At 65.6% G+C, this 20,900-nt stretch carries 16 protein-coding genes; 4 read left to right on the top strand and 12 right to left on the bottom strand.

What is annotated here, in order from left to right; translation table 11 throughout:
• Positions 1-158: 158 nt before the first annotated feature.
• The 3 genes from AC3WJU_RS08855 to AC3WJU_RS08845 all read right to left on the bottom strand — a co-directional run bounded on the left by AC3WJU_RS08855 (position 159) and on the right by AC3WJU_RS08845 (position 2,519).
• The gene (locus tag AC3WJU_RS08855) at positions 159-893 is read right to left on the bottom strand and encodes a YcnI family copper-binding membrane protein (protein WP_441438000.1); all 735 of its coding nucleotides are present in this window, start codon (positions 891-893) and stop codon (positions 159-161) included.
• 117 nt (positions 894-1,010) lie between these two features.
• Positions 1,011-1,613 carry a hypothetical protein gene (locus AC3WJU_RS08850; protein ID WP_492259677.1) on the bottom strand — a complete coding sequence of 201 codons (603 nt, stop codon included), beginning with the start codon at positions 1,611-1,613 and terminating at the stop codon, positions 1,011-1,013.
• 105 nt (positions 1,614-1,718) lie between these two features.
• Positions 1,719-2,519: a purine-nucleoside phosphorylase gene (locus AC3WJU_RS08845; protein WP_306961275.1), complete on the bottom strand. Its 801-nt coding sequence runs from the start codon at positions 2,517-2,519 to the stop codon at positions 1,719-1,721.
• 145 nt (positions 2,520-2,664) lie between these two features.
• Here AC3WJU_RS08845 and AC3WJU_RS08840 point away from each other — a divergent pair, with 145 nt between their 5' ends.
• Positions 2,665-4,080, top strand: coding sequence for an NAD(P)H-quinone dehydrogenase (locus tag AC3WJU_RS08840; protein WP_059387905.1), 1,416 nt, complete (start codon positions 2,665-2,667; stop codon positions 4,078-4,080).
• A gap of 100 nt (positions 4,081-4,180) precedes the next feature.
• Here AC3WJU_RS08840 and AC3WJU_RS08835 read toward each other — a convergent pair whose 3' ends face one another.
• Positions 4,181-4,429, bottom strand: a complete 249-nt coding sequence (locus AC3WJU_RS08835; protein ID WP_492259676.1) for a type II toxin-antitoxin system RelE family toxin — start codon at positions 4,427-4,429, stop codon at positions 4,181-4,183.
• Between the two features lie 58 nt (positions 4,430-4,487).
• Here AC3WJU_RS08835 and AC3WJU_RS08830 point away from each other — a divergent pair, with 58 nt between their 5' ends.
• Entirely contained in the window at positions 4,488-6,314 is a 1,827-nt protein-coding gene (locus AC3WJU_RS08830; protein WP_492259675.1) for an HNH endonuclease signature motif containing protein, read from the top strand.
• A 156-nt stretch (positions 6,315-6,470) separates the two neighbouring features.
• Positions 6,471-7,244: a tyrosine-protein phosphatase gene (locus tag AC3WJU_RS08825; protein WP_492259674.1), complete on the top strand. Its 774-nt coding sequence runs from the start codon at positions 6,471-6,473 to the stop codon at positions 7,242-7,244.
• Here the strand turns inward: AC3WJU_RS08825 and AC3WJU_RS08820 are convergent.
• Genes AC3WJU_RS08820 through AC3WJU_RS08810 form a run of 3 tightly spaced genes read right to left on the bottom strand, consistent with a single transcriptional unit; the run spans position 7,210 to position 12,405 of the window.
• Positions 7,210-8,772: an FAD-dependent oxidoreductase gene (locus AC3WJU_RS08820; RefSeq protein WP_332601487.1), complete on the bottom strand. Its 1,563-nt coding sequence runs from the start codon at positions 8,770-8,772 to the stop codon at positions 7,210-7,212. The genes AC3WJU_RS08825 and AC3WJU_RS08820 overlap by 35 nt on opposite strands.
• Complete coding sequence (locus AC3WJU_RS08815; RefSeq protein WP_332601486.1) at positions 8,769-10,997, bottom strand: molybdopterin oxidoreductase family protein; 2,229 nt, start codon at positions 10,995-10,997, stop codon at positions 8,769-8,771. Before AC3WJU_RS08815 ends, AC3WJU_RS08820 begins: the two co-directional genes overlap by 4 nt.
• A gap of 1 nt (position 10,998) precedes the next feature.
• Positions 10,999-12,405, bottom strand: coding sequence for an MFS transporter (locus AC3WJU_RS08810; protein WP_370872196.1), 1,407 nt, complete (start codon positions 12,403-12,405; stop codon positions 10,999-11,001).
• A 290-nt stretch (positions 12,406-12,695) separates the two neighbouring features.
• Here AC3WJU_RS08810 and AC3WJU_RS08805 point away from each other — a divergent pair, with 290 nt between their 5' ends.
• Positions 12,696-14,105, top strand: coding sequence for an MFS transporter (locus tag AC3WJU_RS08805; protein ID WP_441433497.1), 1,410 nt, complete (start codon positions 12,696-12,698; stop codon positions 14,103-14,105).
• Positions 14,106-14,294: 189 nt separating this feature from the next.
• Here the strand turns inward: AC3WJU_RS08805 and AC3WJU_RS08800 are convergent, their stop codons facing one another.
• The 5 genes from AC3WJU_RS08800 to AC3WJU_RS08780 all read right to left on the bottom strand — a co-directional run bounded on the left by AC3WJU_RS08800 (position 14,295) and on the right by AC3WJU_RS08780 (position 20,823).
• On the bottom strand, positions 14,295-16,103 hold the full coding sequence (locus AC3WJU_RS08800; RefSeq protein ID WP_284989788.1) for an acetyl/propionyl/methylcrotonyl-CoA carboxylase subunit alpha: 1,809 nt from the start codon (positions 16,101-16,103) through the stop codon (positions 14,295-14,297).
• Positions 16,104-16,252: 149 nt separating this feature from the next.
• Entirely contained in the window at positions 16,253-16,927 is a 675-nt protein-coding gene (locus AC3WJU_RS08795) for a Maf family protein (protein ID WP_059387898.1), read from the bottom strand.
• A gap of 170 nt (positions 16,928-17,097) precedes the next feature.
• Positions 17,098-19,620, bottom strand: coding sequence for an MMPL family transporter (locus tag AC3WJU_RS08790; protein WP_492259673.1), 2,523 nt, complete (start codon positions 19,618-19,620; stop codon positions 17,098-17,100).
• Between the two features lie 26 nt (positions 19,621-19,646).
• Positions 19,647-20,333, bottom strand: coding sequence for a TetR/AcrR family transcriptional regulator (locus AC3WJU_RS08785; RefSeq protein ID WP_059390275.1), 687 nt, complete (start codon positions 20,331-20,333; stop codon positions 19,647-19,649).
• A gap of 37 nt (positions 20,334-20,370) precedes the next feature.
• Positions 20,371-20,823 (bottom strand): YbjQ family protein, encoded by a 453-nt coding sequence (locus AC3WJU_RS08780; RefSeq protein WP_306961289.1) that lies wholly within the window; start codon positions 20,821-20,823, stop codon positions 20,371-20,373.
• Positions 20,824-20,900 lie beyond the last annotated feature (77 nt).

The following is a 20,900-nucleotide window of genomic DNA, read 5'->3' as shown; positions in this document are numbered from 1 at the left end:
TTCACATGCCATTAACGCGGGGGCGAATTGACTTGACAGGAGTCGGAAAATTGCCGTGGGGACGGCTGTCGTTGGTGGGATTCGTGGTCCGGCTGGAGCGGGATACAAAACTGCCCGCGCCGGGGTCCGGCGCGGGCAGTTCGCTCGTTCGAGGGTGGCTATTTGGCCTTCGTGGAGCGGGTTCGCACCAAGGCGGTGACGCCCGCGGCCAGGCCGATGAGGCCGACCGCGAGTCCGAACCAGCCAGCCGTGGATCCTGCGTCGCTGGATGTCGTCGATGCCGCGGCCGACGGCGCCGGGGTCACGGACGGGGAGGACGTGGGAGCCGCCGATGCGGCTGCGTCGCTCGCGGTGGTGACGAACGAGGGAGCCGGGTGCTCCGGTTCAGGCTGCCCCTCAACGGTCTTCTCGTCCCACTTCACCACCGTGCCGTCGGTGTAGCTCTGCGTGGCTGGCAGCGTCACGGTGGTGCCGGCGTCGGGGAGTACACCCACCGAGATCGAGAACGCCTGGTATTCGTTCTGCCCGATCTGGTGTGCGGCGTCCGCGGTCCAGACGACCGAACTGACCGCCTTGGTCACCGTTGCCCCTCCGACCGTGACGGGTTTTGGCAGGGTGGTGGTGACGAGCTCGGCCGTCCAGCCCTCGACCGGCTTCACGGACACAGAGTTGAAGGGCGTATCTGTGGGGAGTGAGACTTCGAGCTTGTTGGTCTTGGCCGTCGGGGACTCGTTGGGAACGTTGAAGGTCAGGTGGGTGTAGCCGCCTGCTGCGGGGTCGTCGGGATTGACGTTGACGTGTGCGGACGCTGCGGAGACGCCGAAGGCGAGCAGCCCGGCGGCCATCGTCGCGGCGCAGGCGGTTTTGAGGGTACGGCGGGAGGAGGTCTTCATGGCAATGATGCCCTTTCACAAAAGAAAAGCGGTTTGGGGACCGGGGCGGACGGAGGTCCGGACCGGTGAAGGCAGCGAGGTGCCGCCTGTCCCTGGCTATATGTGAAAGGGAGAGTCTCAGGCGGCGGGCACCGGGGCTGGCGGGCCGCGCAGGGAAGGAAGCCGAAGGCCGGGAAGGCTGCGTGGATGCACAACCGGGGTCGGGCACGGAGCAGAGGTTCGGAGTGGCTGAATCGCTGTTGGAGCAGGCAGTTGGACCAGCGGCCGCAGCCACGCTGCCAGTGCCCACAGTGCTTGTTCGCCGCGCGCGAGGACCAGGGCCGTGCCCAGGGTTGCGACTGAGTGCGCCCCGAGCATGTGCCAGTCGCTGGCGGCAGCGTGGGCTGAGGCGATGGCGCTTACGGTTTCCGGGGTTGACGCCAAGGGAACATGTCCTGCATGCCCGGACTGCAACGATGCCGCGGTGGACGTTCCGGACAGGGCGCAGAATGCCCAGTGAAGGCAGAGCTGTCCGGCTCCCAGCAGCCCTGCGACGACGGGAAGCGAAAGCCGGGCGCGCGTCAGGATGGCGACAGGGAGGATTGTCAGGGCAGAGAGCGCCGCCAAAATCGCCGGTGCCGGAAGGTTTCCGCCGCCGGCAAGGTGCCCACCCGCGGCCAATCCAAGAATGATCGAGCCGACCAGGCTGGTCCGCAAGAACCGGAAAGGCGCGGATGTCATGATCGGCGGTCCTTCCGGTTCGAGCGCTTGGGGCGGAGAATCACTCAAATTCTACTGCGCTACGAACTCCGGAATGGCCGGGAGCCTGGGCTCCCGGCTATTCGATCAAAGCTTGGCGATGATGTCCGCCAGGAGGCGCGAAATGCGTGCGCCCGCCGTCTGTCCTGCCTCGATGACTTCCTGGTGGCTCAGCGGTACCGGGCTGATGCCGGCGGCCAGGTTGGTCACGAGGGAGATGCCGAAGACCTCCATACCTGCGTGCCGGGCGGCGATGGCTTCCAGAGCGGTGGACATGCCCACCAAGTCCGCGCCGATTCGCTTGGCGTATTGGACCTCGGCCGGAGTTTCGTAGTGCGGGCCGGTGAACTGGGCGTAGACGCCTTCGTCGAGCGTCGGATCCACTTCGCGGGCCAGTCCGCGGATGCGCGAGGAGTACAGGTCCGTGAGGTCCACGAACGTGGCGCCTTCAAGGGGAGAAGCCGCCGTCAGGTTGATGTGGTCGCTGATCAGCACGGGTGTGCCGGGGGTCCAGGCTTCGTTCAGGCCACCGCAGCCGTTGGTCACCACCAGGGTCTGGCATCCGGCCGCCGCGGCTGTGCGTACGCCGTGGACTACAGCGCGGACGCCTTTGCCTTCGTAGTAGTGGGTACGCGCGCCGAGAACGAGGGCCCGCTTGCCTTCCTTGGTCAGGACCGAGCGGATGGTGCCCACATGCCCCTCAACGGCAGGAGCGTGGAAGCCGGGAACTTCCGACGCCGTGAGGGTCGCCGTCGTTTCGCCTATGAGGTCCGCAGCGGCGCCCCAGCCTGAGCCGAGCACGAGTGCGACGTCGTGGGTTTCGACGCCGGTCTCCGCCGCGATGTAGTCGGCCGCAGCTTTGGCGGCCTCGAAGGGGTCTGTATTCATCAGCTCTGTGTTACTCACTGGTACAAACTACAGTGCTGCGCGCGTTGTTGAACAGGGCGCAGTTGGGCAGGTAAGCGGCCTCTACAGGCGTTCTCAGGTGGGGCTTAGTGGCAGGTCCGCCCGCATTAAGTGAGAATGGAACATTGTGACCATGCATCCTGACTTCAGCTCACCACGAATCGCGATCCTGGGCGGAGGTCCAGGCGGATATGAAGCGGCCATGGTCGCGGCGCACTTGGGAGCGAGGGTAACCCTCATCGAGCGCGCCGGACTCGGCGGCTCAGCCGTCCTCACCGACGTCGTACCCTCCAAAACCCTGATCGCGACGGCGGATCTCATGACCCGCGTCGGCGAGGCGGGGGAGCTGGGAGTCAAGTTCGCCGTCGACGGCAGCGATGTGGCGCCGGGCATGCGCGCGGACCTGGGCCACATCAACGACCGTGTCCTGCACCTCGCGCGGGAGCAGTCGGACGACATCCGGGTGGGCCTTGAGCACCTTGGCGTGGAGATCCTGATGGGCTCCGGAAAACTCCTGGACAACCACACCATCGAGGTCATTACCTCGGAGGGTGTCAAGACAATTACCGCCGATGCCATTCTTCTCGCCGTCGGCGCCCACCCCCGCGAACTGCCCACGGCAAAGCCCGACGGTGAGCGCATCCTGAACTGGGCACAGATCTACAACCTCGAGGAACTTCCGGAAGACCTGATTGTCGTCGGTTCCGGCGTCACCGGCGCCGAATTCGCTTCGGCCTACAACGGCCTTGGCTCGAACGTCACCCTGATTTCGAGCCGCGACCAGGTCCTGCCCGGCTCGGACACGGACGCGGCCCAGGTCCTTGAAGGTGTCTTCAAGCGCCGCGGCGTACGCGTCTTGTCCCGCTCACGCGCGGAGGCCGTTGAAAGGACCGACGGCGGTGTTAAGGTGACGCTTGGCGACGGCACCACCGTCTCGGGCAGCCACTGCCTCGTCTGTGTTGGCTCCATCCCCAACACGGCCGGAATCGGACTCGAAGAGGCGGGCGTGGCTGTCACTGAGTCCGGCCACATCAAGGTCGACGGCGTCTCCCGCACCACCGCGCCGAACATCTATGCCGCCGGTGATTGCACCGGAATCCTGGCCCTCGCCTCGGTCGCTGCCATGCAGGGCCGCATCGCTGTTGCGCACTTCCTGGGCGACGCCGTCATGCCGATCAAGCTCCACCAAGTGGCTTCCAACATCTTCACTTCACCCGAAATCGCCTCTGTGGGCGTCTCCGAGGCCGACCTCGAATCGGGCAAGTACCAGGGTGATGTGGTCATGCTGTCCCTGCTGAGCAATGCCCGCGCCAAGATGCGCAACACCAAGGACGGCTTCGTGAAGATCATTGCGCGCAAGGGCTCGGGCACCGTGATCGGTGGCGTCGTCATCGGTCCGAACGCCTCCGAGCTCATCTATCCGATCGCCGTTGCCGTGAAGCAGAAACTGCACGTCGACGACCTCGCAAGCACCTTCACGGTGTACCCATCGCTGACCGGTTCCATCTCGGAAGCGGCGCGGCGGCTGCACGTGCATATGTAGGGCTTGGCTCTCGACTCGCATTCGATCCTGCGACACAGAAAATGCCCCACGACGCGCGAATTCGCGTGTCGTGGGGCATTTTCCGTCGCGTGAAACCAGATCAAGCACTTTGGACGACGATGACGAGTCGGCCGTCGTCGATCCGGTAGAGCACCCGATAATCTCCCGTTCGGACGCGCCACTCGACCCGCCCTGCCAGCTTCTTGGCGCCGGGCGGGCGCGGAGTCTCGGCCAGTAACTCGATGGCTGCTTGGGCTCGGCGGCGGCCCTCGGGAGGGAGCTTGCGCAGTTGCCGAAGGGCCGCTGGCAGGACCGTGATGTTGTAGCTCACGTCAGGCCGAGATCGCATGTGCGTTCCAGATCAGTGGGTCGGCTATTTTGTCAGAGCCTCCTGAGATGCTTTGGGTATGGAAGCGATCGGACACCTCACTACCCGCCAGGCCGCTGCGCCCGGCGGCGGGTTCGTCGTGTTCCATAAGGTGCGCGAGCCGCGGATGGTGACGGCGGCTGCTCAAGCGGCGGGTCAAATGCCGGGGCCGCGTCGGCTCGCTCTGCTGGATCCGCCCGAGGATCGCGACAGCCGTCACGACGGCGGTCGCGGTGGTCCGCAGGGTGTTCTTGAGGGCGCACTCGCGGCGTTGCGCTCGCTGGCACGGACGGCTGTGGACGACGTCGGGACGCTGGGGTTGCAGGACTCCGCCGCGTTTGCCTCAGGCGTGGAGGAACTCTCCCGCACCCTGGACTACTTGCAGCTCGTCGCCGCGGGGCAGTTGCACCGGGTCCGGCAGCAGGAGCCGGCCGGCGGGACCGGCTGGACGACCGGCTGCGGAGCCGACGCCGGGGAGGGCGGTTCCAGCGATGGTCCCCGCAGCGCCGAACCTGAAGCTCGAGCAGCCGGGGCCAGGGTCGACGTCGACGGCGGCGGGCTCGCTGCCGGTGACGCCCGGGCCGCGGTCAGGGAGTTCCGGAACACGGGCGAGCACCTGCGCTCGCTGCTGCGGATCGGCTCGGCGGAGGCCCGTCGCCGCCTTGCCCTGGCGGAGGATCTGCTGCCGGGCCGCTCACTTACAGGTCAAAGGATCCAGCCGCGATATGGGGAAGTGGCCGCGGCCCTGGCCTGCGGGAGCATCGCGGCCCGGCCGGCGACCACCATTACGATGGCCCTGGACCGGGTCCGGCCACGGTGCAGCGCGGAGACAGCCGCGGACATGGAACACGCGCTGACCATGACGGCGGCCGAGAACGACGCCGATTTCCTGGCCAGGATCGCCCGCCGCTGGACCGACGCGATCGACCAGGACGGGGCCGAGCCCAGCGAAGAAGCCCTGCGCCACCTCCAGGGCGCTTTCCTACGTAAACCCAAACACGGTCTGCAGCATCTGGAAATCTTCGCCACCCAGGACCAGTACGAGCACCTGCTCACCGTCATGAACACCGCCACCAATCCCCGGACCCGCACGTCCGCGGAGCCCGGACCCGGGGACCATGCGGTGGACGCGGGCGGCGGAGACGGCGGAGACGACGGGCCGGCAAACGCTCCGACGGACGGCCGGGCGGATGCTCTGCCGGGTGGTTCAGGTGATGATGCCGCGTGCCTGGACCGCCGCACGAGGGCGCAAAAACTCCTGGACGGGTTGCTGGGCGCCTGCAAGATTGCCCTCGCCACGGGTGCACTGCCTGCGGCCGGAGGCCAACGCCCCCAGATCATGGCCACCATCGATCACCGGGAGCTCCTGGCAGCGCTGAAAGACGCGGAGCAGCTCACGTTCCTCGGGCAATCTGGACAAGCCGGGCGCTCCGGCGGGTCGCAACGCGGCACGGGGAGCTTTACGTTCACAGGCCCGGTCCCGGCGGCCACGCTGCGGAAGATCGCCTGCGACGCCGACATCATTCCCGTCGTCCTCGGCGGCGAGGGGCAGGTGTTGGACATCGGCCGGTCCTCCAGGATCTTCCCGGCGCACATCCGTAAGGCCATTACCACCCGGGACAAAGGCTGCGCGTTCCCTTCGTGCACGATGCCGGCCCCGTGGTGCGAAGCCCACCACATCGAGTACTGGTCGCGGGGTGGACCAAGCAGTGTCGACAATGGTGTCTTGCTGTGCAGCCACCACCACCATCTGATCCACAACGAAGAATGGCACATCCAAGTCCAAACAGGCGTGCCCTGGTTCATCCCGCCACCCCACGTCGACCCACGCCAACAACCACGCAAGAACCGCTACTTCCATGTGTGATCGCGCGTGTCGGTGTTACCTGCCTTGAGAGTGTGATGTGCCGGGGCCGATCGACCAGATGGCGACCACGCGCCCGCGAGGTGACCTAGCTGCAATGATGCGCGCGTGGGTGATTATCCAGAAGGGCGACTTGCACGCTCTGGTTTACTAGGGCACATGGGGGATCCGACAGAAAACAAAGATCGCAAACTCAGAGTTGACGGCCTGGTCAACGGACGTGACCTCGGTGGTCTACGGCGTGCAGACGGGACACTTTCTCCGCGAGGCGTGTTGTTCCGGAGCGAGAACGTCGATTGGATCACCGGGAACGGATGGCAACAGATCCATGATGCCGGGATCCGAACCGTGGTGGACCTTCGTCAGCAAGGCGAACGGGACACGGATACCAAGGAACGGCCCAGTTGGCTCACCACAATCCACGTTGATCTTGACGGCCTGGAAAACAAGGAATTCTGGGCCGACTACTGGGACAGCGGTCTGGTGGGCACAGCGATGTATTTCCAGCCGCACCTCGCCGCCATGCCCGAACGGGCCGGCGCCGCTATATCCGCCGTGATCAACGCGCCGGCAGGAGGGGTCCTCTTCCATTGCATGGGCGGCAGGGACCGGACTGGCCTGCTCGCCATGGCTCTGCTTCACGCAATCGGCACAGACCCCGAAGGCATCGTCGATGACTATCTGGAAACCGTCAGGCTAGGCGATGCGCGGGCGGCCAGAGGCGAGCGAAACAACGTCGAACCTAGGCTTGAGGAACTATGCCGGCAACACGGCACAACAACTGAAGGCGCCTTCCGGGATGCCTTGGAAAAATCCGATCTCCACACCTTCCTCGACGCCGCGAAGCTCACCGACAGGGACCGGGAGGCCCTGTTCACGTGGCGCGGCGCGGCAACCCCTACGCCGCAACGCCCTGGAAATGCTTCTCGATAATCCCCTTGATGTCCCCATGGCACCCTCCGCACCCCGTCCCCGCGCGGGTCGCCTTGGAAACTTCCGGCACGGACGAGCAGCCATCCAACACGGCTTCCTCGATGCTCGCGCCGCTGACGCCTGCGCAGCGACACACTGTGCGCTGCGGATCATCATTCGAAGCGGAAGAGCCGAGCTGGTCCGGCCCGTCCAGGCGTAGGAGGAGTGAACGGTCTGCTGGCAACTCGGAGCCGCGTTCGAACAGCATCACGAGCTCCGCGGCCGTGCGCGGCATGCCTACGGTGACGAGTCCTTCGAGCGCGCCGCCCCGCGTCGTCATTTTGACGTAGCGGCCGTGTTCGGGATCGGCCCACTGGGCGACCTGGCGCCGGGGCGTTCCCTCCGAGACACCCACGGACAACAGCTCGTCATCCCACGGCTCAGCGCTGTTGTCGCCAGCGACCGCCAGGTTGATGCCTCGCGCCTTCAACACCACGACGCCGGGCTTCTCCTGCGGCAGCGGTGCCAAGGTGTCGGCAGCGTCCTGGCCGCCTTCGGCAAGAAGGATCAGGTACTCGGCAAGCCACTCGGCCTGCCGCCAACCCGGTCCCACCAGCCCGGAGGGGCCAAGTGCTGTGCGGCATTCGGCGCACTCGGCATCGGCGCAGCGGACTTCGGCGCAGTCCCCGATGGCGAACATGTGCGGCTCGTGATAGGTCCGCAAATGGTGATCCACCAGGATGCCGGTGGCCGCGGGCAGCCCGCAGCCTTCGGCCAGTTCGATCCGGGGGCGCACGCCGCAGGAAAGGACAAGAAGGTCGCCTTCGATCCGCGACCCGTCGTTGAGCACGAGGGCGGAAAACATGCCGTCGGGGCCATTGTGCTCCACCGCCGTGGAACGGGCGTTGCCCACCATGGTGATCCCGCTGTTGCGCAAGCTCGCCGCGAGAACGGCTCCACCGCCGCGGTCGATGTTGCGGCCCAGCGGGAAGGAACCGTTGTGCACCACCGTGGCCAGGGCACCTTCTTCGGCTGCGGCCAACGCCGTTTCAAGGCCGAGTACACCGCCACCGAGCACGATCACGCGCTTGCCGGCAGTCACGGCGTCGCGCAATTGAGCGGCGTCGCGGAGGTCCCGGAGGGCGGTCACCCCTGGAGGGAGGACAGGGTGTGAAGGGTCGGGGTTGATTCCCGTGAGGTTCGGAATGACGGGTCGCGAACCCGTGGCGAACACCAAACGGTCGTAGCCAGGCGTGGTCCCGTCCGAAAGGACAAGCTGCTGGCGTGCGCGGTCGATGCGTTTGACGGTGACACCCAGCCGGACTTCGACGCCGTCCGCCGCCAAATCGGCAGCGTCCGCCATCGCGAGGGCTGCCGCGGTAGTACGACCCACGCCGAGTTCTGCCACCATGACACGGTTGTAGGCCGCTTCGCTTTCCTGCCCGACGACGAGCAGCTGGACAAGGCCGCCGCGCACGGCGGGCAACAGCTCGTCCACCAGCCGGGCTGCGACCGGTCCGAATCCGACCACCACAATTCGCTCGCTCACGATGCCTCCTTGACCTGCGTTGACAAGCCGGCGCCCGCTGGAACAGCCAACTGGCCAGCCAACGCCGATTCGATATTTGGTAGTGCTGCCTTCCGGACCCAGACCGTGCTGGTCTTGAACTCCGGCATGCCCGAGATGGGATCCGTAACCGCTTCAGTGAGCAGGTTGGCGCTGCCGAGTCCAGGGAAATGGAAGGGCAGGAAGACGGTGTCCGTCCGGATGCTGTTGCTGAGCTCCACCCTGCACAGGACCTCTCCGCGTTCGTTGGAGACCCGGACAAAGTCGCCGTCGGTGATGTCCCTGACGGCCGCCGTCGCGGGGTGGATCTGCAAGAGCGCCTCCGGCTGCGCGGCGGCGAGTTCGGCCACGCGGCGGGTCTGGGCGCCCGATTGGTAATGTTCCAGCAACCGCCCGGTGACAAGCGTCAGCGGGTCAGGATCAGAGCCGACGACGGCGGATCGCCGGGACCGCGTCCGCGGTGCCACCGGGACCATCACCGCGCGTCCGCTGGCGTGCGCGAAACCGTCGAGGAAGAGTCGCGGCGTTCCCGAACTACCGGTGGGATAAGGCCAGTAGGCAGCCTCTCCTCGATCCAGCATGGCGTAGTCGATTCCGGAGTAGTCGGCCAGGCCGCCCGCCGAGGCGAGCCGGAGCTCCTCGAAGACGGTCTCGGGATCGTCGCTGAACGTGGACGGAGCGTCGAGCGATTCGGCGAGCCGGGCCATGAGCCACAATTCGCTGCGGACGCCGGGGGGAGGGGTGAGCGCCTTACGACGGCGGAGCACGCGGCCCTCGAGGTTGGTCAGGGTACCTTCTTCCTCGGCCCACTGGGTGACCGGGAGGACCAGGTCGGCTTCCAGCGCCGTCTCGGACATGAAGAAGTCGCAGACAACCAGGAAGTCCAGGCTCCGCAGGCCCTCGATCACCGCGCCGGCGTCAGGGGCTGACACCGCCACGTTGGCGCCGTGCACGAAGAGGCAACGGACGCCGTCGGGCTGTCCCAAAGACTTCAACAGCTCCACGGCGGGAAGACCGGGGCCGGGGATGAGTGATTCGTCGACGCCCCACACCTTGGCGACGTGGGCGCGGGCGGCGGGATCGGTGATCTTGCGGTAGCCGGGGAGCTGGTCGGCCTTTTGGCCGTGCTCGCGGCCGCCCTGGCCGTTTCCCTGGCCGGTCAGTGTGCCGTAGCCGCTGCGGGAGGATCCCGGCAGGCCGAGGAGGAGGCTGAGGTTGATCGCGGCGGTGGCGGTGTCCGTGCCGTCGACGTGCTGTTCGACGCCGCGGCCGGTGAGGATGTAGCTGCCGCCGCGCCGGGCGCCGTCGGCGAGGCGGCGGGCGGTTTCCCGGATGAGTGTGGCGGGCACGCCGGTGATTGACTGGACGCGCTCCGGCCAGAAAGCGGAGAGGCTACGAACTATCGCCGGGTACCCGGTGGTGCGATCCTCGAGGTATTCGGCGTCGGCGAGGCCTTCGTGGACCACCACGTGGGAGATACCCAACAGCAGGGCCAGGTCTGTTCCGGGGGTCGGCTGCAAGTGGATGCCGCCGCCGTCGCCGGTGAATGCGGCCGTCGCGGAACGGCGGGGATCGGCCACGATCAACCCGCCGGAATCGCGCGCGCCCTGCAGGTGCTGGACGAATGGTGGCATGGTCTCGGCGACGTTGGAGCCGAGAAGGAAAATGACGTTTGCCGAATCGAGGTCTTCCACGGGGAACGGGAGGCCGCGGTCCACACCGAACGCGCGGTTTCCGGCCGCCGCGGCGGAGGACATGCAGAAACGTCCGTTGTAGTCGATGCGCGAGGTTCCCAGCGCCAAGCGGGCGAACTTGCCCAACTGGTAGGCCTTCTCATTGGTGAGTCCGCCGCCGCCGAACACTCCGACGGCGTCGGGCCCGTACTGCTCGCGGGTCTGCTTGACGGCGCCGGTGACCAGCATGAGTGCCTGGTCCCACGTGACTGGCCGGTGGACGCCGTCGGACCCTTTGAGCATGGGTTCCGTGACGCGTCCGGTGTGGTTCAACAACGACGCCGATGTCCAGCCCTTGCGGCACAGCCCGCCCCGGTTGGTGGGGAAGTCGCGGCCGGACACGTCCAGGAGCGGAAGTGCCTTTGCCGCGGGAGCGGGGTCTGACCCCGGCTGCGCCGAGGGCGCCGCCGGGGTCAGGGTCATGGCGCACTGCAGCGCACAATACGGGCAGTGGGTGTTGGCGCCATTGGGCATATTAGATGTGTCCCATCGCGGTACGGTTGGCCTTCCGGAGGTAGCAGACCCAGCAAACGATGAGCATCAGCACGTAGGCGCCGACGAAGCCATAGAACGCGGGGGTGTAGGAGCCGGAAGCGCTGGATGCATTGAGTACCTGGGGGATGACGAATCCGCCGTAGGCGCCGATCGCCGAGATCAGGCCGAGCGAGGAAGACGCAAGGCGTGCCGTGCTGGCGGCGCTCGCACCGGAGCGCGCTGCGCGGCTGGAGGTGGCGAAGATGACCGGAATCATGCGGTACGTCGCGCCGTTTCCGAAGCCGCTCGCCGTGAAGAGGAACAGGAACAGGACCAGGAAGAGCCAGAAGTTCTTGAGCGGAAGGGTCCAGATCATGGTCAAGGTGATGACGGCCATCGCTGCGAACGCCGTGACGGTCATGCGGGCTCCGCCCATGCGGTCAGCCATGCGTCCACCGTAGGGGCGGGCGAGGGAACCGACCAGCGGGCCAAGGAAGGCGAGCGAGAGGACAACCGCGCCGAGGTGCATGGAGGAGAAGGCCGGGAAGTAGTCCTTGATGAGCTTGGGGAAGACTCCGGAGAAGCCGATGAACGAGCCGAAGGTACCGATGTACAGGAAGGCCATGATCCACAGGTGCGGTTCCTTGAGCGCGGCGATGGAGCCTGCGACGTCACCCTTGGCGCTGGTGAGGTTGTTCATGTACTTCCAGGCGCCGAACGCGGCGACGAGGATGAGCGGAATCCAGATGAGGCCGGCCATGGGGAGGTTGACCGTACCGGCGGCCAGGAGGGTGACGGCGATCGGAACGATGAGCTGCGCGACGGCGGCACCAAGGTTTCCGCCCGCGGCGTTCAGGCCCAGTGCCCAGCCCTTTTCACGGGCGGGGTAGAAGAAGGTGATGTTTGCCATCGAGCTGGCGAAGTTGCCGCCGCCGAAGCCTGCAAGGCCCGCAACCAGCAGCATGACGCCGAAGGGGGTGCCGGGGTTTGAGACACAGAGGGCGAGGCCCGCCGTCGGGATCAGCAGCAGGAGGGCCGAGACGATGGTCCAGTTTCGGCCGCCGAATCTCGGGACCATGAAGGTGTACGGGATGCGCAGTGTGGCACCGACCAGGCTGGGGATCGAGATGAGCCAGAAGATCTGGTTGGTGTCGAACTTGAAGCCTGCTGCCGGGAGCTGGACGACGACGATCGACCAGAGCTGCCAGACGACGAAGCCGAGGAACTCGGCGAAGATGGACCAGTACAGGTTGCGCTTGGCGATGGAACGGCCAACGGCGTCCCACTGCTCCTTGTTCTCTGCATCCCAGTTGGCAATCCAGCGGCCAGGGCGGTGTTCAAGCTCGGGGACGAGGGCGGTGGGCGCCTGCTCGTTGGTGAGGATTTCGGTGCTTCGGTCAACTGTCACGGAGTGCCTCCTTTGTGGGGACGTTGTCCTTACACGTTAGGTACGGCGCGTTTCGCGGACCGTCGCGGTTTGTAAACGTGCTGTGACATTCACCTATCGGAGGGGGTCACCACTGCGTGAGGCGATGGTGAGGTTGTTGTGGCGCGGACCACAGAGTGAGACTTTTCCGGGCGTCCGCATCTTGGACTTGATTGTCCATTTGGTGGATACCGGGAACTATTATTGAACTCTCAATAATCTGCCGGCAGGCTCAGCGACGCCGGGCCGGCGTGAACGAAAGCATCCACTACATGTCTTCCATCGCTGAATCCAAGGAAAGCGAGTCAGTCAAGCCGGTCAACTCGCGGGGCCGGGTGATCTTCGCCAGCCTCATCGGAACGTCCATCGAGTTCTACGATTTCTACGTTTACGCCACGGCAGCTGTGCTCGTCTTCCCTAAACTCTTCTTCCCGACGGCGGACGAGACCACCCAGCTGTTGAGCTCCTTCGCGGTGTTCGGTGTCGCCTTCGTCGCCCGACCGCTCGGCTCCATAGTTTTCGGCCACTTCGGTGACAAATTCGGTCGCAAGGGAACCCTGGTTGCGTCCCTCCTGACCATGGGTATTGCCACGTTCCTGATCGGTTGCCTCCCCACGGCACAGGTCCCGGGCTGGACCTTCCTGGCTCCCACATTGCTGGTTGTGCTGCGGTTCGCCCAAGGCCTGGCCCTCGGGGGAGAGTGGAGCGGCGCCGCGCTGCTCGCAACGGAGAACGCGCCGGCCAATAAACGCGCCATCTATGGAACATTCCCGCAGATGGGTGCGCCGATCGGCTTCATCCTGGCCAACATCATCTTCCTGGTCTTCAGCTACACCTTGACTCCCGAGGCCTTCGCCGCCTGGGGCTGGCGCGTGCCGTTCCTGCTCAGCGCCGTCATGGTGATCCTTGGCCTCTACGTGCGCCTCAAGCTCATTGAAACTCCCGCATTCACCAAGGTGCTGGAGTCCAACGAAGTGGCCAAGCTGCCCATCGGACGCGTGTTCAAGAAGAGTTGGCGCCCGCTGATCCTCGGTACCTTCATCATGCTTGCGACGTACGTGCTGTTCTACCTCATGACCACGTTCACCCTGACCTACGGCACCAAACCAACCCTGGTGGGCGCCCAAGCCGCTGCGGTGAAGGCCGGAAAGCCCATGACCGACGCGGCTGCCGCGGCGTTCGTACCAGGCCTGGGTTTCAGCCGGAACGACTTCCTCTGGATGCTGATTGCCGGCGTCGTCTTCTTCGGCATTTTCACCCTGGTGGCCGGTCCGCTGGCCGAAAAGTATGGCCGCCGCAAGATGCTCCTGGCCGTGACCGCGGGAATCCTGGTATTCGGCTTGCTCTTCGTGCCGTTGTTCAGTGGCGGCTTTGTTGGCACCATGGCGTTGCTGATCATCGGCTTCTCGCTGATGGGCCTTACCTTCGGCCCCATGGGTGCGCTGCTTCCGGAACTGTTCCCGACCAACGTCCGATACACCGGATCCGCCGTCAGTTACAACATGTCCAGCATCCTCGGCGCGGCTGTGGCTCCGTTCATCGCGGTCTGGCTCTGGGAGTCGGCCAAGGGCAGCACGGTCCTGGTGGGTGTCTACCTCAGCGCCATGGCGGTACTGACGCTCGTGGCCCTGTTCCTGTCCAAGGAAACCAGGGACACGGATTACGAAAACAACGTAGCTTGAGCTTGAATTAACAGGCTCGGGTTAAATGACTCCGGCCCCGCACCCATGGTGCGGGGCCGGAGCTCTTTAATTGGGCCCACGCTGCCCGGGTTCCCTGGCCGAGCGAAGCGAGGCTAGGGAGCCAGTGGGTGGGCCCACGCTGCCCGGGTTCCCTGGCCGAGCGAAGCGAGGCTAGGGGGGCAGTGGGGACTAGTCTTCGATTGTCGCGATGACGGCGCCCGCGGAGACGGTCTCGCCTGCCTTTGCCACCAAGCCATGAATGGTGCCGGCTTTGTGGGCGGTGAGGGGCTGTTCCATCTTCATGGCTTCGAGGACCACGATCAGATCGCCTTCTGCAACCACGTCGCCGGCGGCTACTGCCACCTTGACGATGGTGCCCTGCATCGGCGAGGTGAGGGCGTTGCCGCCCGCGACTGCGGCTGTGGCGCCCGCAGAGCGGGAACGCTTCTTGACCTTGGCGCCCTTGGTGCCCGCGTTGGCGACAGAGGAAACCGAGCCGAGAGTCGCCGGAAGGACAACTTCCAGCCGCTTGCCGCCAACCTCGACGACGACGCGCTGGCGCTCACCGGCGTCGGCGGCTTCTGTTCCGGTTCCGGTAGGCGTCCACGCGGGGACGTTGTTGACGAACTCGGTCTCGATCCAGCGGGTGTGCACCTTGAACGGGCCTTCGGCCGGAGCGAACGCGGGATCGGTCACCACTGCGAGGTCGAAAGGAATGACGGTGGGGATGCCTTCAACCACCATTTCCTCAAGGGCGCGGCGGGAACGCTGGAGGGCCTGTTCGCGGGTAGCGCCGGTGACAATCAGCTTCGACAGCATGGAATCGAAGTTCCCGCTGATGACGTCGCCCTGCTCGACGCCGGAGTCGATGCGGATGCCCGGACCCGTCGGGTTCTTCAGGGTGCTGATGGTTCCCGGTGCGGGCATGAAGTTGCGGCCCGGGTCTTCGCCGGTGATGCGGAATTCGAAGGAGTGGCCGCGGACCTCGGGATCGCCATAGCCGAGTTTCTCGCCACGGGCGATGCGGAACTGCTCGCGGACCAGGTCGAGGCCTGTGACTTCCTCCGAAACGCAGTGCTCCACCTGAAGACGCGTGTTGACTTCGAGGAACGAGATGATGCCGTCCTGGCCCACCAGGAATTCGCACGTTCCAGCGCCGAGGTAGCCTGCCTCTTTCAGGATGGCCTTGGAGGACTCGTAGAGGCGCTCGTTCTGCTCCGGGCTCAGGAACGGCGCGGGGGCCTCTTCCACAAGCTTCTGGTTGCGGCGCTGGAGGGAGCAGTCGCGAGTGGACACCACAACGACGTTTCCGTAGGCGTCAGCGAGGCACTGGGTCTCGACGTGGCGGGGGGAATCCAGGAAGCGCTCGATGAAGCACTCTCCGCGGCCGAAGGCGGCAATGGCTTCACGTACTGCGGACTCGAAAAGCTCGGGGATTTCCTCGATGGTGCGGGCCACCTTGATGCCGCGTCCGCCGCCGCCGTAGGCGGCTTTGATGGCGATCGGGAGCCCGAACTCCTTGGCGAAGGCCAGGATCTCGTCAGCGGACTCGACCGGGTCGGCCGTACCGGGAACCAAGGGGGCGCCGACCTTTTCGGCGATGTGGCGGGCCTGCACCTTGTCGCCCAATGCGGAGATGGCGTCCGGGGACGGGCCGATCCAGGTGATGCCGGCGTCGATGACCTTGGCGGCAAACTCGGCGTTCTCTGCGAGGAAGCCATAGCCCGGGTGGATGGCGTCCGCACCCGACTGCTTGGCGACGTCGATCAACTTGTCCATCACGAGGTACGACTCGGCAGCGGTGTTGCCGCCCAGTGCGTAGGCCTCATCTGCCAGCCTGACGTGCAGGGCGTCGCGATCGGGGTCTGCGTAGACGGCCACGGATGCGATGCCTTCGTCCCGGGCTGCGCGGATGATGCGGACCGCGATTTCGCCTCGGTTGGCGATCAAGACCTTGGTGAGAGGGCTGGAAATGGGCTGCGCCGGATTAGCTGACAAGTTGACTCCTTCTGTCCTTCAGGGAGCCTAGCGTGATTTTGAGGGTTCCGCCCATATTGATGGGGGATTCCGTGTGTGAGACGGCCTGTCTTTGTAGGGTTGCTACAAAGGCCGGAAATTGGCCGCCGCGCTGGCGACCTGGACCGCCGCTATTCGCTGCCCGCTTCGGAGCCGTTGTGGGTCCAGAGTTCGGTGATCCCGACGTTCGCTTGTCCGAGCAGATCGCGAAGGGTCGAGATGGAGAGCCCGACGACGGCGTGCGGGTCGCCGTCGACCTTGCGGATGAAGGCCCCGCCCAAGCCGTCGATCGTGAAGGAACCGGCGCAGTGCAGGGGCTCGCCGGTTGCGATGTAGGCGTCGATGTCCTTCTCGCTCATCTCCGCAAAGTGGACCTCTGCGCTGGACACCGCACCGACCGTTGCTCCGGTGCCGACGGCCGTCTCGCCGTCGTTCATGTCCGCTGCGGTTTCGCGGCAGTCCACGAGCCAGTGCCCGGTGTGGAGGACGCCCTTGGAGCCGCTCATGCGCAGCATTCGTTCCTTGGCAATGTCTACTGTGTACGGCTTACCGTGCGATTCGCCGTCGAACTCGAACACGGAATCGCAGCCGATCACCAGGGCCCCCTCGGCGTCGGGCAGGGAAGCGACAGCCTCGGCCTTGGCGCGGGCAAGGAGGAGGGCGGTGTCATGCGCATCGGTGACGCCGTACCGGGCTTGCACGGCGTCCTCGTCCACGTCCGAGACGAGTACCTCGTGGTGGATGCCGGCCTCCGTGAGGAGCTTGGTGCGGGCGGGGGACTGGGAAGCCAGGATCAATCGGGTCACGGCTCAAGCGTAGTACGCGCCGCCTTCCTCCGACGCTCGCTCACTTATATGGGTGTTTGGCCGGACGCTCGCTCACCTGGGTGAGCGGGCGTTTGGGTAAAGGGCCTTAAAGGTGAGCGGGCGTCGGTTCTGGACACAGAACCGACGCCCGCTGATAGGCAACCAGGCGCTTAATGGACCAGCTCCTTGGCCCCGCCCGCCGCCGTCGTGCGCTGCAGCTTGGCGCCCTCGACGTCGACGTCGGGCAGGACCCGGGACAGCCACCGCGGCAGCCACCAGGCTTTCTCGCCCAACAGGTACATCACGGCCGGAACAATGGTCATCCGCACCACGAACGCATCCACGAGCACGCCGAACGCCATCGCGAAACCGAGAGGCCGGACCATGGTCAGGTGGCTGAAGATGAAGCCGGCGAACACGCTGACCATGATGATGGCGGCGGCCGTGACCACAGCTGCGGCATGGCTGAAGCCGCTTCGGACTGCTTGTTTCGCGTTCTCGCCATGCATGAACGATTCGCGCATGCCCGATGTGATGAACACCTGGTAGTCCATGGCCAGACCGAACAGCACACCAATGAGGATGATCGGCAGGAAGCTCAGCACGGCTCCGGGATTGGGCACGTCGAACACGGTGCCCAGCCAGCCCCACTGATATACGGCCACCACGGCGCCGAACGCTGCCGCGAGCGAGAGCAGGAAACCGCCGGTGGCGAGCAGCGGGACGACGATCGAGCGGAACACCAGGAGCAGGAGGACCAGCGAGAGCCCGACGACGATCGCCAAGTACGGCGGCAAGGCGGCACCGAGCTTCGCGGAGACGTCGATGTTGCCGGCCGTCTGCCCCGTCAATCCGATGGTGGCGCCTGTGGCCCGCTGGATTTCGGAACCCTTGCCCCGCAGTTCCGAGACCACCTGGACGGTGCTGGCGCTCGCGGGCCCGTCCTTGGGGATGACCTGGAAAACGGCCGTGCGGTGATCCTGGCTGAGGGCTACCGGAACGGCCGCCACGACGTTGTCGACACTGCGCAGCTTGTCCGCGACGTCGAACTGCTTCGTCTTGGCCTGATCGTCGCTGAGCCCGTCCGGGAAGGTGCCGACAACCACGATGGGACCGGTCATTCCCTCGCCGAAGCTGGTCCGGGTGAGGTCGTACGCCTTGAACGCTTGCGAATCGACCGGCTCCGAACCGCCGTCGGGCAAAGCGAGGCGCAGCTGGGAGGCCGGGAGGGCCAGCACCCCGAGCAGCACGACGCCGGCAAGCAGCGAGACCACCGGATGCCGGGTCACAAGCCCGCCCCAACCACGGCTGCTTCGCTGCTGGTCCGCCGCGCGGTCCGCCGAGGCGTGGTCAGGCTCGGCGTTGTGGCGCTCTGCCTTGGCCCAGGCCCGCTTAGAGATCAGTTTGCGGCCCACCAGCGAGAGGACTGCCGGAGTCAGAGTGAGGGAGACGACGACGGCGACTGCCACCGTCGCGGCGGCCGACAGGCCCATGACCGCAAGGAATGGCAGCCCGGGAACCACCAGTGCCGCAAGCGCGATGACGACAGTGAGGCCGGCGAAAAGGACGGCGTTGCCTGAAGTGCCGGTGGCGAGGGCCACTGATTCCTCGGCGTCCATCCCCGAAAGCAATTGCCCGCGGTGGCGGTTGACGATGAAGAGCGAGTAGTCGATCCCGACGGCGAGTCCCAGCATGAGCGCGAGCATCGGGGAGATGGAACTCATGTCAATGACGCCGGTGAGGGCAAAGGTACCGCCGACGCCCACCGCCACGCCGATGATCGCCATCAGCAGGGGAAGGCCGGCGGCGACGAGCGTTCCCAGCATCACAATCAGGGCAATGGCCGCGACGGCGATACCGATGATTTCGGAGACACCGAACAATTGGGAGACGTCCTCGGTGATTTCCTTGCTGGCCAAGGCTGTGACGCCTGCCGAGGAGACCCCATGGACAATGTCCTGGACTTGCTGCCGGACGGCGGGGGTCAGGCCATTGATCGAGGTCTTGAACTGGACCTGTGCGATCGCCGCTTTACCGTCCGTGGAGACAAAGCGCATCCCTTGGGAAGCGGTCACTTGGCGTTTGGCCAGGGCGAGGGTGGCGGCGCCGTCGGCGGCTTGCTTCTGGCCGGCATCGAGCTTCTGGCGTCCGGCCAGGAGTTCGGCCTGTTGAGGGGCAAGTTGGGCCTGGATCTGCGCCGCGGGCATACCGACGGCGGTCATTTGCTGCTCGGCGGCCTTGAGTTGGGCATCGCCTGCGTCGAGCGTGGCCCGCGCCTTGTCCAGCTCAGCTTGCCCGGCGGCAGCTTTCTGTTCCCCGGCAGCAAGATCGGACGGTGCCTTGTCCAGGGCGGCTTGGGTCGTGAACGGGTTGACCGTTGACTGCACATCGGGCAGTTTTTCCAGCTGGGCGAGGGCCGACGCAATGGCGTCCTTGCCGGCTTGGTTGAATCCGGCGTCGCCGGCTTCGAAGACGATCCCTGCGGAACCGCCCGAGGAGGCAGGAAGGTCCTTCTTGAGTTTGTCCAGCATCTGCTGGGTCTCAGTGCCGGGGATCTGGAAATTGTTGGACATGGTGCCGTGGAAGGCAGCGGCAGAGCCGCCGACGGCCACGAGCACTGCCAGCCAGAGGGAGATCACCAGCCAGCGGTGACGGTAGGAGAACTTGCCAAGGCGGTAGAGCAGGAGTGCCATATCGGAACCGATCTGTCGGTGTGTGGTTATGCCGAGTGTTGGGAGTCTGCCGCGGGCTGAGGGCTGTGCGCCGACGGGGTTTGAGGGGCGGGTGCCGTGAAGCCTGAACCGAGCAGGCCAATAGCGTCGATCAAGTGCTGCCGCAAGCTCGCGAGGGATTCAGCGGATAGATCCGGGCCGTGTTGTTCGAACCAGACGCTCATGGCTGCCTTGCCGCAGGAAATGATGGACCCTGCCAGGGCCCGCAGATAGAGCTCGTTGACATCCGGGCCGAGGCGACGACGGGCAGCGTCGATGATCTGAGTGGTGCAGTGGTCCCAGGCTTCCAGTTCGGAACGCACCAAGGCACGGTTGTCGTGGGTGAGGCTGAAGAGTTCGGCCATGGGTGAAACCGTCATAGGGTCAGCCAGCGCCGTGAGGGCGGCCCGGGCGGAATCGAGGATGGGTTCGTCCGAAGGGCGCAATCGGAACTGTTCCAAGGCATGGTCCAGGAAGCCTTCGGTCACGGACGCCAAGGCTGCTTCGAGGCTGGGGAAGTAGTTGAAGAAGGTGCGCCGGGATACGCCGGCTTCTTCCGCGATGTCTTCCACGGTGAAATTGCCGGCCCCCTTGCTGCGCAACACGGCGAGGGCCGCGTCGGCGATCGCTTGGCGGGTGGCCAGTTTGTTCTGTTCGCGGCGCGACGGGAGGGCGATAGTGTCGGAAGGCGTCACATAGTTACACTAAGTGCAACTTTGCACTCAGGGCAAGTTAAATCTCCGGTGGGGTCTCGTGTTCCTGGGGCGCGGCCGACGTCGCGGTCTGCGTGGATTGCTGGGTGGGCTGTTGGGCTGCCGCGCTGGTGAGGTAGATCGACTGGCCTGTGGCGCCTGGCTCGCCTTCGGCCAGGGGAATGGCGAAAACGGCAGTCCCGTAGGCGCACACTTCGGTCCAGTTGCCGCCCATCTCGGACGTGTCGAAGCGCATGGCGACGATTGCGTTGGCACCGCGCTGCTGTGCCTCGTTGACCATGCGGGCCATGACTTCCTGGCGGCTCTCATAGAGCGCCTTGGTCATTTCGGGCAGCTCGCCGCCGCCGAGGGAACGGAAGCCGGCCATTACCTGGGCGCCGATATCCCGTGAGCGGACGGTGAGGCCCATGACTTCGCCGAAGACGGCGTCGATCTTGTGGCCCGGAATCTTGTTTGAGGTGACTATGAGCATGGACAGAGCCTATCCAGAATCCACCCCCGTTAAAAGGACAAATCCCCGGGGCATTTTGAACTGGCCCCCCGGGGATT

The organism is Arthrobacter sp. FW306-1B-F12A, from assembly GCF_058781865.1.
Note: the sequence above shows the minus strand (reverse complement) of the source record. Positions and strands in the feature narration are given on the sequence as shown.